Origin of the sequence: Pseudomonas sp. NPDC086566, assembly GCF_050280885.1 — a bacterium.
Taxonomy (GTDB): Bacteria; Pseudomonadota; Gammaproteobacteria; order Pseudomonadales; family Pseudomonadaceae; genus Aquipseudomonas; species Aquipseudomonas vlassakiae.
Genome location: NZ_JBNNWD010000005.1, coordinates 133,022 through 147,991, shown reverse-complemented (window position 1 = coordinate 147,991; position 14,970 = coordinate 133,022). Strand labels below are relative to the sequence as shown.

Genomic DNA, 14,970 nt, shown 5'->3' with positions numbered 1-14,970 from the left:
CAGCAGGGAGAGCATTACCATGCACCCGCACCATCAGGACAAGGCCACGCTGCTTGAACGCCTGATCTTCAACAACCGCCCGGTGGTCATCGCCCTGTGCCTTTTGGTCAGCATCTTCCTGTTCTGGCAGGCCACGCAGATCCGCCCCTCGACCAGCTTCGAGAAGATGATCCCGCTGCAGCACCCGTTCATCGAACAGATGATGGAGCACCGCAACGACCTGGCCAACCTTGGCAACACCGTGCGTATCTCGGTCGAGGCGGTCAAAGGTGACATTTTCGACAAGGACTACATGGAAACGCTGCGGCAGATCCATGACGAGGTGTTCTACATCCCCGGGGTCGACCGCGCCGGCCTCAAGTCGCTGTGGAGCCCGAGCGTGCGCTGGAGCGAGGTCACCGAGGAGGGCTTCTCCGGGGGCGAAGTCATCCCCAATACCTACAACGGCTCCCAGGACAGCCTCGACACCTTGCGCGACAACGTGCTCAAGTCTGGCCAGGTCGGGCGCCTGGTGGGCAACAACTTCAAGTCCAGCATCGTCGACGTGCCACTGCTGGAGAGCTTCCCCGACCCGCAGGACCCTGGCAAGCAGGTCAAGCTGGATTACCAGCAGTTCTCGCACCAGCTGGAAGAGAAGATCCGCGACAAGTTCCAGGCACAGAACCCCAACGTGAAGATCCACATCATCGGCTTCGCCAAGAAGGTCGGCGACCTGATCGACGGCCTGGTCATGGTGGCGATGTTCTTCGGTGTGGCCCTGGTGATCACCTGGGTCCTGTTGTACTGGTTCACCTGGTGCATCCGCAGCACCATCGCCGTGCTCATCACCACCCTGGTGGCGGTGGTCTGGCAGTTGGGCCTGATGCATGCCGTGGGCTTCGGCCTGGACCCGTACTCGATGCTGGTACCGTTCCTGATCTTCGCCATCGGCATTTCCCACGGCGTGCAGAAGATCAACGGCATCGCCTTGCAGTCCAGTGACGCGGACAATGCCCTGACCGCCGCCCGGCGCACCTTCCGCCAGCTGTTCCTGCCGGGGATGATCGCCATCCTCGCCGACGCCGTGGGCTTCATCACCTTGCTGATCATCGACATCGGCGTGATCCGCGAACTGGCCATCGGCGCGTCCATCGGTGTGGCGGTGATCGTGTTCACCAACCTGATCCTGCTGCCGGTGGCAATCTCGTACGTTGGCATCAGCAAGAAGGCCATCGAACGCAGCAAGAAGGACGCGACCCGCGAGCACCCGTTCTGGCGCCTGCTGTCGAACTTCGCCAGCGCCAAGGTGGCTCCGGTGTCCATCATCCTGGCATTGATCGCCTTCGCCGGCGGCCTGTGGTACAGCCAGAACCTGAAGATCGGCGACCTCGACCAGGGCGCACCGGAGCTGCGCCCGGATTCGCGCTACAACCAGGACAACAACTTCATCATCAGCAATTATTCGACCAGTTCCGACGTGCTGGTGATCATGGTCAAGACGCCGCCGGAAAGCTGCTCGATCCACTCGACCATGGCGCCGATCGACGAGCTGATGTGGACCATGCAGAACACCCCCGGCGTGCAGTCGGCGATCTCTCTGGTGACCGTGTCCAAGCAAGTTATCAAGGGCATGAACGAGGGCAGCCTGAAGTGGGAGACGCTGTCGCGCAACCCGGACATCCTCAACAACTCCATCGCCCGCGCCGACGGCCTGTACAACGCCGATTGCTCGCTGGCGCCGGTGCTGGTGTTCCTCAACGACCACAAGGCCGAGACCCTGGAACGCGTTACCGCAGTGGCCAAGGCGTTCGCCGACAGCCACGACAAGGAGGGCCTGCAGTTCTTGCTGGCGGCAGGTAACGCCGGGATCGAGGCGGCGACCAACGAGGTGATCAAGTCGGCCGAGCTGACCATCCTGATCCTGGTCTACCTGTGCGTGGCGGTGATGTGCATGATCACCTTCCGCTCCTTCGCCGCGACCCTGTGCATCGTCCTGCCGCTGGTGCTGACCTCGGTGCTGGGCAACGCGCTGATGGCCTTCATGGGCATCGGCGTCAAGGTCGCCACCTTGCCGGTGGTGGCCCTGGGCGTGGGCATCGGCGTGGACTACGGCATCTACATCTATAGCCGCCTGGAAAGCTTCCTGCGTGCTGGCCTGCCGCTGCAGGAGGCTTACTACCAGACCCTGCGCTCGACCGGTAAAGCGGTGCTGTTCACCGGCCTGTGCCTGGCGATTGGCGTGTGCACCTGGATCTTCTCGGCGATCAAGTTCCAGGCCGACATGGGCCTGATGCTGACCTTCATGCTGCTGTGGAACATGTTCGGCGCGCTGTGGCTGCTGCCGGCGCTGGCGCGGTTCCTGATCAAACCCGAGAAGATGGTGGGCAAGGAGGGGGGGTCGATCTTCGCCCATTGATATCTCGCCGAGGGCCGCAGCGCGGCCCTCGGGTTATACTGCCGGTTCATTTCTGATCGGTATCCCCATGTCCCCCCTCGCCACTGCCCTCGCAACCTGCGACATGCTCCTGATCGACGGCCTGCACGCCTTCGACTTCACTTGCGACGACACCGGCCTGACCATCGAGTGCATGGACGGTCGCCAGCTGCGTCGCTGGTCTTTCACCCCCGAGCAGATCGCTGCCGCCGTCGGTGCCGATGATCAATGGCAACTCGCCGATGCTCAGGGCGAGCATCGTCTAGTCTGTATGAGTGCCTTTCGCGCCCCGGATGAAGACGACGATGAAGCGGATCTGGACCAGCCTGCTGAGCGCTAGCCTGATGAGCCTGACGATCACCTCCCACGCCGCCACGTTGCTGGTTGGCAGCTACACCGACGGCCAGAGCCAGGGCATCTACCGCTACGCCTTCGACAGCAAGACGGGGCAGATCGACCCGACGCCGCAACAGGTGGTCAAGAGCGTCAGCCCGTCGTGGCTGGTGCTGTCGGCCGACCAGCGCCAACTGTTCGCGGTCAATGAAACCCCCAATGGCCATGTCAGCAGCTTCAGCGTCAGTGCCAAGGGCGAGATCAAACCGCTGAACCAGGTGGCCAGTCGTGGCGACGAGCCGACCCATGCCAGCCTGAGCCGTGACCAGCGCTATCTGTTCGTCGCCAACTACGCTGTCGCCTCCGACCCGGGCGGCAGCCTGGCGGTGATCCCGGTGACCAGGGACGGCAAGCTCAAGGACGTGGTGCAGCAGTTGCGGCACAAGCCCAGCGGCGTGAATCCCGAGCGCCAGGCCGGCGCCCATGTGCATTCATTGGTGCTGTCACCGGATGGCCAGCATCTGTATGCCTGCGACCTGGGCGCCGACAAGGTGTTCATCTATCGCTACGACGGCGCCAGCGTCGATCACCCGTTGAGCCCGGCGATCCCCGCTGCGGTTGATTTGCCTCCGGGCAGCGGGCCGCGTCATCTGCTGTTTGATGCCAAGGGCCGGCATGCGTACCTGACGCTGGAAATGAGTGGTGAGGTGGTGATGTTCGAGGTCAGGGACGATGCCTTGCTGGAACGCCAGCGCTTGCCGCTGACCGAACAGCAGGATGCCGCCGCCAAGGCTTCCGGTGGGCTGCACCTGTCGGCGGACGGGCGCTTCCTGTATGTCAGCAATCGCGGCACGGTGAACGAGATCGTGGTGTTCAGCGTGGGCAAGGATGACGGCCAGCTGACCTTGCTGCAGCGCCGTTCGGTCGAAGGCGACCACCCGCGGGAATTCGCCCTGGACCCGAGCGACAACTTCCTGCTGGTGGCCAACCAGAAGAGCAACCAGATCGTGGTCATGCGCCGCGACCCGCGCAGCGGCAAGATTGGCGAGACGGTACAGACCTTGCCCCAGGATGCGCCTTCGGACCTCAAGTTCATCGACTGACTATCGATGGCGGTGATAACGCCTACCAGCGCAATGAATTTCTGCGGCTGACCTCAGCGGCGTAAGTTTGGCTCAAGGCCCAAGCGGCTGAACGTCAAACCACACCTGTCGAGGTCAGCCATCATGAACTTCAATCTCTTCCCTGTGATTGCCGCATCTGCCATTTCCGCTTCCGTCGTGCTGCCGGCCCATGCCCATGCCGATACCCGCAAGGCCACGTCCACCCACAGCTACACCGAGCAGTACCTGCGCCAGAGCGCCAATTTCCATGCGGCCTTGAGCGGCAAGCACAGCCACTGATTGAAACCTTGCCAGGCCCCTGTGGGAGCCTGAAGCGCTTACCGACCCATCACCGCCTTGAACAGGTCCGAAGCCAACCAGCCCTCCAGCCAGCTCCGCAGCCGCGGATAAGCCGCCTCGGCGAACCACTGCGGTTCGACCCCGGCAAACTGGCGCATCAGGGGCAACAGGGCGGCATCGGCCAGGCTCGGATGATCGGCCAGCAGGTACGGCCGGCCTTCGAGCAAGTGTTCCAGCTCCGCCAGCCAGGCTTCGGCCTGCTGGCGATAATGCTCGCGTGAATACTCAGGGTAGCGCTCGGCGTACTTGTACAGGTTTACCTGCGCCTTGAACGTGCTGTCATTGCGGGCAATCAGCGCCTCGGCATGCTGCGCGGCGGCCGGGTCGGCGCGCAGGCGCCAATCCTGCGGGTCGTGTTGTTCGAGCGCCCAGCGCATGATGTCGAGGCTCTCTTCCAGTACCCCGGCGCCGGTATCCAGTACCGGCACCGTGCCCTTGGGCGACAAGGCCAGCAGCGCAGCCGGCTTGTTCTTCATCGCTACCTCGACGATCTCCACTGCACAACCGGCATAGCGCAGCGCCAGGCGCGCACGCATGGCCCATGGGCAGCGGCGGAACGAATAGAGGATCACCCGCACACCTCCACGTCGCTCTGGCCATTGCCCTGGCGGCGTACCTGAATCTGCACCGGAATGCGCTCGTGCATTTCCTGCACGTGGGAGATCACCGCGACCTTGCGGCCCTGCGCCTGCAGGCCGTCGAGGGCGTCCATGGCCAGTTGCAGCGACTCAGGATCAAGGCTGCCGAAACCTTCATCGATGAACAGCGACTCGATGCGCAAGGTGCTCGAGGCCATCGATGCCAGGCCCAGGGCCAGTGCCAGCGAGACCAGGAAGGTTTCACCGCCGGACAGCGAGTGCACCGAACGCAGTTCGTCGCCCATTTCGGTGTCCAGCACCAGCAGGCCCAGGGCGCTGCCACCGCGCTTGAGGCGGTAGCGGCGCGCCAGCTGGCGCAGCTGGGCATTGGCGTGGTGCAGCAGCAGGTCGAGGTTGTAGCCCTGGGCGATCTTGCGGAATACGTCGCCGGAGGCCGAGCCGATCAGCGCATTCAGCCGCGCCCAGCGCTGCCATTGCTGGTGGGCCTGCTCGATTTCCCCGGCCAGCGCCTGGCTCGCCTGCTGGCGACGCTGATCGTCGGCCTGCTGCGCGCGCAATTCGGCGCATTGCTGCTCATGGCCGGCCAACCGCTCGCGCAGTTCGCCGAGCGCTTGCTCAAGGTCTTCGACCGACGATTCGACGGTCATCTGCGCGGCGTGTTGCTGCAGGCGCTGGTCGCGTTCCTGGAGCAGCACACGGCTCTGCTCCACAGCCTTCTCGGCAAGTTGCAGGCGCTGGCGCAGCTCGCCCAATTGGGCGTCGTCGATAGCCAACAGGCGATCCAGCCCGGCGTCGTCCAGCTCTGGATGCTCGGCGCGCCACTGGGCGATATCGCCCTGCAGCTGCTGGTACTCGCTTTCCAGCGCCTGCTGCTGCTGGGTGTTGGCCTTGAGTTCGCTGGCCAGTTGCACGCCTTGGTTGCGCAGGTCCTGCAGGCGCTGGGCGGTGTCTGCATCATGGGTGCGGGCCTGCTCCAGCTGGCTGTCCATGTGCTGCTGCCAGGCTTCGGCGCTGGCCTGCCCACCGAGCAGCTCGGCCAGTGCGGCCTGGGCCTGCTGACGTTGGCTTTCGAGGGCTGCGAGCTGCTGTTGCACGAGTGCCAGGGTTTGCTCGCGGGCTTGCTGCTGATCGCGCAGCTTGTCCAGTTGCACCTGGCGTGCCTGCAGTTCTTCCTGCTCGTCCTTGCGCTGCTCCAGTTGCTGCAACCGCTGGGCGATTTGCTGGTCGAGGGCCAGGAAGGCGTTGGCCGGGTCATCGCCAAGGGCTTGGAGCACATCAGCCGGCAGCACGTTGGCCAGGCCGTCCAGGCCCTGCTGAAGCTGTTGTTCATCGCTGGCCAGGGCCTGGTGCTGCTGGTCGAGATGGCGCTGGGCCTGCTGTTGGGCCTGCTGTGCCGCCTGCAGTTGCTGGTTCAGGCGAGCGGCATCCTTCTGCAGGGCGAGCAGGGCGCTCTGGCGCTTCTCGTCCTTGCCGATTTCTTCATCCAGGCGCCGTAGCTGGCTGTCCAGCCAGGCGCTGCGGGCCTTGTCGTCCTGTGGGGCAAGGGCGGGCCAGAGGCTGTGCGCCTGCACCTGCGCCACCAGCGGTTGCAACTGTTCGCCAAGCTGCTGCTGTTGCTGTTGATGGTCCTTGAGCTGAGCGTTGACCACGCCGAGCTGGGTGCGCAGTTCGACCAGTCTGCTATTGAGGGTTTCGACCTGTTTCTGTGCGGCTTCTTCTTCAGCCTGGTCATGGCGACCGAGGCTCTGCAGCAGGGCCTCAGGTTGATGGAACGGGTGCTCGGCGCTGCCGCACACCGGGCAGGGCTCGCCGTCGCGCAACTGGCCGCGCAATTCTTCGACGCTGGTATTGCGTGCCAGCCGCTGACGGTCCAGCAATTGGCGGGTAAGGTTGAGCGCCTGTTCGGCGGCTTCCAGTTCGGCCTTGGCCGCCGTGCCTTCGCCGATCAGTTGCTGACGTTGCTGCATGGCCTGCTGCTGACGCTCACGCAGGGCATCGAGCTGCTGGCGCAGTTCCAGTTCACGGCCATGCAGGCGGGACAGTTCTTCGACGGCGCGTTGCTGTTTGCGGTTGTCCTGCAGCATGTTGCCGAGCAGGTCGATCTGTTCGGCCAGAGCCTGGGGCTCGGCCTTGGCTTCGCGGAACAGCAGCTCGAAGTGCTCACGCTGGGCCTGCAACTGAACATTGGCCTGGCTGGCCTGGGCCTGCAGGCCAGGCAGCTCCTCGCGGCCCTTGGCCAGGCGGCCACCGATCAGCATCACCTGCTTGAGTTGTGGCAGGTAGGCCTGCCAGGCATTGGCCAGCCCGGCCAAGTGCTGGCTGTCAGCCAGCGCGGTGTCGATCTGCGCCAGTTGCTGCTCGCTGCGCTGCTGGTGTTCTTCCGTTTGCTGCAGCAGCTGCTGGTTTTCGGCGACTTGCTGTTCGGCTTGCTGACAGGTCGCATGCAACTCCACCTGTTGCTGATCAAGACGTGCCAGGTTGTCTTGGCCGGCGAAGGCCTGACGCAGGCGCGGGGCATTTTCACTGTGTAAGGCCTGGCTCTGCGCCAGGGCCTCGCGAGACGCCAGCTGCGCCTGCTCCAGTTCACCTGCGCGCGTTTGCAACTCGGTTTGCTGGCGCTGTTGCTCGGCGATTTGCGCCGCGAGTGGTGCCAGTTGCGCACCGAGCATCTGCTGCCGGTGGAACTGATGGCGTTGCGGCGCCAGGCGTTCCAGGCGCTGCAGGTCGAGGCGTTGCTCGGCCAGCAGTTGCCATTCTTGTTCGGCGGCTTGCAGGGCGGCGCTGGCTTCGCCGTGCTGGGCCTGCAGCTGGTGTTGTTCATTGAGCCAGTGACGTTGCTGCTCAAGTTGGCGCTCGCTGGCCTGGTCGGCCTTGAACTGCTGTAACGCCTGCTCCAGGCGCTGGTCGAGTTCGGCGCGCGCTTCGGCGGCCATCGGCAGCAGGTGGCTGGCGCGCTCTTTGAGGGCGTTGTGGGTTTCCGCGGTTTCCCGTGCCTTGCTGAAGGCGCGCTGACCGAGGCGGGTGTAGATGGAGGTGTTGGTGAGCTTTTCCAGCAGCTCGCTGCGATCTTTGTCGTCAGCCTTGAGGAAGGCGCCGAACTCGCTTTGCGCCAGCATCACGGCGCGGGTGAACTGCTCGAAATTCAGGCCCAGACGGGCTTCGATCAGTTGCTTGTACTCGCTCTTGGCGCTTCCCAGCAGCTGTTCGCTGTCCAGGTCATACAGGCTCTGGCGGCTGAGCTGCAGCTTGCCGTTTGCCTTGTCGCGGGCGCGGTTGGCCTCCCAGCGGGCGCGGTAGCGGTGGCCGTCGATGCCGACGAAGTCGACTTCGGCAAAGCCGCTGCCAGTGCCCCGGCGCAACAGGTTGCGCGGGTCGGACGTGGGGATTTCGCCGTCGGCGTCCGGCACCTTGGCTTCGCGGCCGATGTCGCTCAGGCGCGGCACGGTGCCGAACAAGGCCAGGCACAGGGCATCGAGCAGCGTGCTCTTGCCGGCGCCGGTCGGCCCGGTGATGGCGAACAGGCCGGCGCTGGCCAGCGGCTCGGCGGTGAAGTCGATATCGACCGGGCCGGCCAGGGATGCCAGGTTCTTCAGGCGGATGGCGAGAATCTTCATGGCTGTTCCTCTTCCAGCTGGACGTCTTGCAGCAGCAGGGCGAAATCGGCCAGGGCCTGCTCGTCGACGGGGTTGCCGTAGGCCTGTTCCCAGGCGCGGCTGAACAGGTCCTGTGGGGTCATCTGCGCCAACTCGACGAATTGCAGGTCGTCGTCTTCGCTGTTGTTGCGGCCGGCGTATTCGGCGCTGATGCGGATCAGCCGCACGGCCTTGCCCTGAAGCGCGGTTTCGATCTGCTGGCGCAAGTCGGGTTGCGGCTCGTCGAGAACCACCCGCACCTCCAGCCAAGGCTGACGGTTGGGGTCTTCGAGCAGGTCGATCACCGGCAGCTCGGCCAGTTGTTCGAGCAGTTCGCCGAGCGGCGCCGGGCCGACCCGCTGCAGGGCCACTGCACGCGGCACCGGGCGCGGCTCGACGCTGACCAGCTCGCTGCCCTCGAGTTCGACTTCCAGCACCTGGTGCGGGTAATTGATTTCGGCGAACGACAGCGGGATCGGCGAGCCGCTGTAGCGGATGCGGTTTTCGCGGTTGACCTTCTGCGGCTTGTGCAGGTGGCCGAGCGCCACGTAGCTGATCGACTTGTCGAACAGCCTGGCTGGCAGTGCCTCGGCATTGCCGATGATCAGGCTGCGCTCGGAGTCTTCGGACACCGCGCCACCGGCCATGTGGGCGTGGCTGATGGCGATCAGCGCCTGGTCCTTCTTGCGCTTGTTCTGCGCCGCGCCAATCAGTTGCTGGTGCACCTGGGTGATGCCTTGCAGGTAGTCGTCGCCCAGCTGAGGGCCGGTCACTTCGGCCGGGCGCAGGAAGGGCAGGGCCAGGCACCAGGCGGCGACCTTGCCACGGCCGTTGGTCAGCGGGATCAGCAGGCGCTCGGCGTCCAGTTGGCCTTCGTCGAGCCAGTGCACCCGGCCCAGCGCGTGGGTGCGCAGGCGGCGCATGAGCGCGGCGGGCAGTTCGATGCGCGAGCCGGAGTCGTGGTTGCCGGCGATCATCACGATGTCCAGTTTCGGCTGCTGCTCATGGGCCTGGACGATGAAGTCGTAGAGCCGCTCCTGGGCTTTGACCGGCGGGTTGACCGTATCAAAGATATCGCCGGCGATCAGCAGTGCGTCCGGCTGGCGCAGGCGCAGCTGGCCGAGCAGCCAGTCGAGGAAGCAGGCGTGTTCGAAGTCGCGTTCCTGGCCGTGCAGGCTTTGGCCCAGGTGCCAGTCGGAGGTGTGAAACAGACGCATGGATGACCTGTTGGTGTCGAGTCAGCAAGCGAGGGCTTGGCTTGGAAGGTGGGCGTTGCGCAAGGGCGGTATGGTAACCCAAGATTGGTCCGAATCACGATTGCGTGAGGGCTGCCAAATGCTTGGCGAGAGACATTCAGCGCCTGTGAGATCGAGCGCCGCCCGCGCGGCGCATCGCGGATAAATCCGCTCCTACATTTGTTGCAACGTGCCGAACCTGTTACGTCATGGTTGGCCGCCTTGGCGCATGTCTTGAGCCCTACAACCAAGGCGGTCAGCGGTGACCTCACAGGAGTGACTGGCCCGAAACAGATGTAGGAGCGGATTTATCCGCGATGCGCCGCGCGGGCGGCGCTCGATCTCAAGGGCGCTGAAGATCCCAAGGCATGCACCTCTAAAACCCAACCCTCATTTCGGATAAAGCGGCGGCAAGCTCCCACTCTCCCCAGCAGGCAACAACACCTGCTCCGCCGGCGGTATAGTCCCGATAGCCCGCCACAGATCCTCCCCCTGCCAATACTGCCCACTCTCGCTATACAACGCCCCGTTCAACCCATCCAGCGCATCCGACAACGGCACGAACCGCGCCGCCATCTCGGCCAGGGTCTCCGGCTGCTGCCGCGCCCAGGCATCGAGCGCCTGGCGCGTAGCCTGCGGGTCGTTGGCCTGGCAGGCGCGTTTGAGGTCATCCAGCAAGGTCCGCGGGCTCGGCCCGTTCTGCGCCGCTCGCAGCACCGCTGGCTGTGAGCGGGCACGCCACCACAGGGCGAAACCCAGCACCGTGGTTAATGCAAACACCAAGGTAGCCAGCTGCCAGGGCCAGAGCAGCTGATTCGCACCGCCAAGGTCGCCAACCGGGGTGTCGGCGCTCAGCGCCGGGTTGTCTTGTACGTCCAGTGTACGCGCCGGCAGGCTGCTGTGTTCCAGGTGGTCTTCGCGGGTGTTCCACCAAGTGACTTCCACGGCCGGCAGGGCCAGCTTGCCGCTGTGGGTCGGCACCAGCGCTTCACGCTCTTCGCGGTTGGCAGTCATGCCGCGTTCGTTGATTTCGTTGCGCAGCACCGGCTGGTCCGGGTAGCGGCGCAGGCCGACGATCTCGGTGGCGGGCAGTTGTGGCAGTTGGGTGCTCGACAGGCCTTCGGCGCGCAGGGTGATGCTGCGCGTCAGCGAGTCGCCAATCTGAGGCTGCTGGCTCGCCGGGTCCGGGTTCCAGTGTTCCTCCAGGCTCAGGTCTCGCGCCGGTAGCCAGGGCGCGTTGGCCGGCCAGGCGGCGGGGATCGGGCGCACGGCCAGGCGCAGCGGCAGCGAACTGACCTGCACCTGGCGGCCGACCCGGGCGGTGCCGGCAGGTTGCTGGCTGTTGTCGGCCGCGGTGGCAGTGAAGGTCAGCGGCGGGATGTCCAGGTCCCCGCTCTGCTGCGGATACACCGCGTAGCGGGTTTCGATCACCCCGTGGCGCACGCCGTTGATTTCCTTCTCGTAAGTGCGCGACTCACCCAGCGGCTCGACCTTGGCATTCTCCAGCTGCAGCGGGCTCAGGCTGCTGTCGTCGTACAGCGACACCGAGTGGTAGATGCGCAGGGTCAGCACGGCCTGGGCCTGGACGTATACCTCGTTGCTGTCCAGGGTGGCTTCGACGAAGACTTGCGAGGCGACTTCCGGGCGGCTGCTGTCGGCCTGCAGCACTTGCAGGTCGATGGCCTGGCTGTGCGACTGGCCCAGTTGCAGTTCGGGGATACGCAGGCTGCCGCTGCGCCGGGGCAGCAGGGTGATGATCCAGCGGGTGCTGGCGCGGGTTTCGCCGTCGAGGGTGTGCAAGCTGTTCAACTGGCGCGTGCCGCGCACTTCGAAGTCGCCTTCCAGGGCACGCAGGTCGGGCTTGCCGAACTGGGTCACGTCCTGGCTTTCGAGGGTCAGTTCGAGGGTTTCGCCGGCCTCCAGGCGCGTGCGGTCGACGCTGGCCTGCAGCGTGGGCAGGGCCTGGGCCGTGACGGCCCACAACAGGCCGAGAACAAAGACGCCGAAGCGACTCATCGTGTGTTTTCCTGATGCAATTGCTGTTCATACCAGAATTTGCGCCGCAACAGTTCCGCCGGGTTGTCGGGGATCTCGCGCAGCCATTGTTCCAGAGCCTGACGCTGTTCGGCATCGAGGCTGGTCGATACCGGGCGCTGCGGCGGCAGGGTGATGCTGTCGTCATCGCCGCTCTGGTTGCCAGGCGCCGCCTGGCTGTTGTTGCTGCCTTCAGCGGGTTGTTCGGCGCTGGCCTGTTCTTCCCCGCCCGGCGTACCTTGGGCAGGGCTGCTGGCCGAGCTGCTGTTGCCTTCGGTTTCGCTGCCCGGGGTGCCTTGGGCGTCGCTGTTGGCCGGTTGCTCTTTGGCCTGGGCCTCGCGTTGCTGCAGCAGTTGCTGCACCAGGGCCTGGTTGGCCAGTGCCGGCTGCAGGTCGGGCTGGCGCTCCAGGGCCTGTTCGTAGGCATCCAGGGCGGCTTCCAGCTCGCCGCTGCGGGCCAGGGCATTGCCTCGATTGTAGTGGGCTGCGGCGCTGTCGCCCTGGCCGAAGGCCTCGGCGGCACCGGCATAGTCGCCGGCCTGGTACAGCGCCATGCCGCGCCATTGCGGGTCCTGGAAATGCCGGGCAGCGTCCGCCGGGCGTTGCTTGCGCAGTAGCGCCTGGCCCTGTTGATCGGGGCGCAGCCACAGGTCGTTGAACTCGAAGGCCTGGCTCGGTTGGGGCAGGGCCAGCAGCAGCGGCAGGCAGAACAGCCAGCCGCGGCGCCCGGCACAGGCGGCCAGCAACAACAACGGCAGCAACAGCCAGTAGCCCTGGTCGGCCCAGCTGTCCAGCTGCAGGGTCTGGCCGGCGTCGCTCAGGCGGCGCGGGTTGTCGAACAGGCCAAGACCGCGAAGGTCGAGGTCGTCGATGCGGGCATGGCGGTAGCGCCCGCCGGTGCCGCTGATGAAGGCCTTGAGGCTGGCGCTGTCGAGGCGCGGCAGGAGGATGCCCCCCTGGTCATCCTTGAGGTATTCGCCATTGGCCTGGCGCACCGGCGCGCCGTCGCCGGTGCCGATGCCAAGCATCAGCAGGCTCGGGCCCTGGCGGCCGAGGGCCTGGGTGATGCCCTGGCGCTCCGCTGCGCTCAGCGCCGAGCCGACCAGCAGCAGGCGACCCTGGCCGAGGCCACTCTGGGCCAGCAGGGCGAGGCCTTTTTGCACGGCCAGGTCGGCGCGTTGGCCCGGTTTGGGCATGATCGATGGGTCGATGGCTTCCAGCAGGTTGCGCGTGGTGCCGAGGTCATCCGACAACGGCACCAGCGTGTGCGCACTGCCGGCATAGACAATCAGCGCGGTCTGGCTGTCGTTGCGGTGTTCGAGCAGGTCGAGGATCTTGCGCCGGGCCTGTTCCAGGCGGTTGGGCGTCACGTCTTCGGCCAGCATCTGCGGGGTCAGTTCGAGCAGGATCACCAGCGGGTCGGCGGGGCGCTGGCGGGTTTCTTCCAGGCGCTGCCAGCTCGGCCCGAGCAGGGCCAGCACCACCAGCAACCAGGCCAGGCCCAGGGCCACCCAGGGCAGCTTGCTGTTGCTGCCGCTGCCACCGCCGAGCAGCACCGGGTGGAATGCGGGCGGCAGGATCATCTGCCAGCGCCCGGCACGTTTGCGCCGGTGCCAGAGCTTGAACAGCAGCCAGCCGAGCAGGGGCACGACCAGCAGCCAGAGCGGGCGCAACCATTGTGGCCACAGATCGATCATCGCCGTTTCCTCAGGCGCAGGCGTTTCAGGCGCTGGCGCCATTCCGGATGGGGCTGCAGGAAGCGGGGTTTGCGCAGCACCTTGTGCAGCAGGTTGTCGGGCCATTGCACCGCCACCACCAGCAGCACGCTGAGCAGCAGGGCCAAGGCCAGCGGCCAGGCATACAGGGCTTTGGCCGTACGCGCCTGGGTTGGCTGCTGGGCCACCGGTTCAAGCTGGTCGAGGGTGTCACCGATGGCGTTCAGCTCAGCGCCATCATGGGCGCGGAAGTAGGCGCCGTGGGTGATTTCGGCGATTTCCCTGAGTGACGCTTCGTCGAGGTCCAGGCTCGGGTTCAGGCCGAGCAGGCCAGGCGTACCGCTGGCCTCAGGGTTGGCGCCGATACCAATGGTGTAGATGCGCACGCCTTCCTGGGCAGCCAGGCGGGCGGCTGTCAGTGGGTGGATCTGCCCGCCGTTGTTGGCGCCATCGGTGACCAGCACCAATACCCGGCTTTGCGCCGGGCGCTGGCGCAGGCGCTTGACCGCCAGGCCGATGGCGTCGCCGATGGCGGTGTTCTTGCCGGCGATGCCGATCTGCGCCTCGTCGAGGAAGGTGCGCACGGTGCGCCGGTCGAAGGTCAGCGGGGCTTGCAGGTAGGCCTGGCTGCCAAACAGGATCAGGCCTACACGGTCGCCTTCGCGGTCTTGCAGAAAGTCGCCGAGCAAGGCCTTGACCAGGTCGAGGCGGCTGATGTCTTCGTCCTTCCACTGCATGTCGGGGAAGTCCATCGAGCCCGAGACATCCACCGCCACCAGCAGGTCGCGGCCACTGGAGGCCACCGGTACCGGCTCGCCAAGCCATTGCGGGCGCGCGGCGGCCAGCAGCAGCAACAGCCAAATCACCACATACGGTGCCTGCTGGCGCAGGGTCGGCAGGTTAAGCCGTGCACGGCGCCCGGCCAGGCCCTCCAGTTCGTCGAGGAAGCCGACCTTGAGCACCGGCTCGCCGCTGTCGGCGGCGGGCAGCAGCACGCGCGCCAGCCACGGTAACGGCAGCAGCACGAAAATCCACGGCCAGGCCAGTTCAAACATGTTTGCGAATCCAGGTTTCGACCGCCTGGCTGAGCCCGACGATGGCCTTGTCGTCGAGCTTGCACTCCGGCTTGTAGGCGCCTTCGACCAGCACCATCCAGCGGGTCAGGCCGGCGGCCGGGCAGCGGTTGTCGAGAAAGGCCAGCCACTGGCGGCCGTTCAAGGTATGGCTGTTGGCGCCGGGGTAGTGGTTGCGGCACAGGCGCTTGAGCAGGGCGTTGATCTGCTGCAGCCAGGCGCCGGCCGGTGCGCCGTCGTAGGGGCGTGGCAGGCGGGCGAGTTCGGCCAGGGCTTCCAGGCGCACCGGGTCGAGCGGCAGCTCGGCGCGCACTACCGGGCGCTTGCCAGGGCGCCAGCGGCGCAACCGCCACAGGCCCCAGACCAGCAGCGGCAGCAGCGCAAGCAACAGCCACCAGCCCGGTGCCGGCGGCCACAGGCCGATCGCCGGCGGTGCGATCAGCGGTTGCAGCTGGTCCAGCGGGTTCATTGGA

The 14,970-nt window shown here is 65.8% G+C and carries 11 protein-coding genes; 4 read left to right on the top strand and 7 right to left on the bottom strand.

Features of this window, described 5'->3' with window-relative positions; translation table 11 throughout:
- Nucleotides 1–19: 19 nt before the first annotated feature.
- From ACQKPS_RS13060 to ACQKPS_RS13045, 4 genes are all read left to right on the top strand, one after another.
- A complete protein-coding gene (locus tag ACQKPS_RS13060) occupies nucleotides 20–2,395 on the top strand; it encodes an efflux RND transporter permease subunit (RefSeq protein WP_427604627.1) in 2,376 nt (791 codons plus the stop codon).
- Between the two features lie 67 nt (nucleotides 2,396–2,462).
- Nucleotides 2,463–2,753, top strand: coding sequence for a DUF5629 family protein (locus ACQKPS_RS13055; RefSeq protein ID WP_254480862.1), 291 nt, complete (start codon nucleotides 2,463–2,465; stop codon nucleotides 2,751–2,753).
- Entirely contained in the window at nucleotides 2,719–3,849 is a 1,131-nt protein-coding gene (locus ACQKPS_RS13050) for a lactonase family protein (protein WP_254480861.1), read from the top strand. Before ACQKPS_RS13055 ends, ACQKPS_RS13050 begins: the two co-directional genes overlap by 35 nt.
- Before the next feature lie 123 nt (nucleotides 3,850–3,972).
- Complete coding sequence (locus ACQKPS_RS13045) at nucleotides 3,973–4,149, top strand: hypothetical protein (RefSeq protein ID WP_176510170.1); 177 nt, start codon at nucleotides 3,973–3,975, stop codon at nucleotides 4,147–4,149.
- Between the two features lie 38 nt (nucleotides 4,150–4,187).
- On the opposite strand, the gene ACQKPS_RS13040 is transcribed toward ACQKPS_RS13045, so the two are convergent.
- From ACQKPS_RS13040 to ACQKPS_RS13010, 7 genes are all read right to left on the bottom strand, one after another.
- Nucleotides 4,188–4,781 carry a glutathione S-transferase gene (locus tag ACQKPS_RS13040; RefSeq protein WP_254480859.1) on the bottom strand — a complete coding sequence of 198 codons (594 nt, stop codon included), beginning with the start codon at nucleotides 4,779–4,781 and terminating at the stop codon, nucleotides 4,188–4,190.
- A complete protein-coding gene (locus ACQKPS_RS13035) occupies nucleotides 4,778–8,422 on the bottom strand; it encodes an SbcC/MukB-like Walker B domain-containing protein (RefSeq protein WP_427604372.1) in 3,645 nt (1,214 codons plus the stop codon). The genes ACQKPS_RS13040 and ACQKPS_RS13035 overlap by 4 nt, the downstream gene beginning before the upstream one ends.
- Nucleotides 8,419–9,657, bottom strand: a complete 1,239-nt coding sequence (locus tag ACQKPS_RS13030; protein WP_254480857.1) for an exonuclease SbcCD subunit D C-terminal domain-containing protein — start codon at nucleotides 9,655–9,657, stop codon at nucleotides 8,419–8,421. The genes ACQKPS_RS13035 and ACQKPS_RS13030 overlap by 4 nt, the downstream gene beginning before the upstream one ends.
- Nucleotides 9,658–10,065: 408 nt before the next feature.
- Nucleotides 10,066–11,691 (bottom strand): BatD family protein, encoded by a 1,626-nt coding sequence (locus tag ACQKPS_RS13025; RefSeq protein WP_254480856.1) that lies wholly within the window; start codon nucleotides 11,689–11,691, stop codon nucleotides 10,066–10,068.
- Entirely contained in the window at nucleotides 11,688–13,406 is a 1,719-nt protein-coding gene (locus ACQKPS_RS13020; RefSeq protein ID WP_427604369.1) for a tetratricopeptide repeat protein, read from the bottom strand. Before ACQKPS_RS13020 ends, ACQKPS_RS13025 begins: the two co-directional genes overlap by 4 nt.
- Nucleotides 13,403–14,479 (bottom strand): vWA domain-containing protein, encoded by a 1,077-nt coding sequence (locus ACQKPS_RS13015; protein ID WP_283725092.1) that lies wholly within the window; start codon nucleotides 14,477–14,479, stop codon nucleotides 13,403–13,405. The genes ACQKPS_RS13020 and ACQKPS_RS13015 overlap by 4 nt, the downstream gene beginning before the upstream one ends.
- The gene (locus ACQKPS_RS13010; protein ID WP_027919336.1) at nucleotides 14,472–14,966 is read right to left on the bottom strand and encodes a DUF4381 domain-containing protein; all 495 of its coding nucleotides are present in this window, start codon (nucleotides 14,964–14,966) and stop codon (nucleotides 14,472–14,474) included. Before ACQKPS_RS13010 ends, ACQKPS_RS13015 begins: the two co-directional genes overlap by 8 nt.
- Between the last annotated feature and the right edge of the window lie 4 nt (nucleotides 14,967–14,970).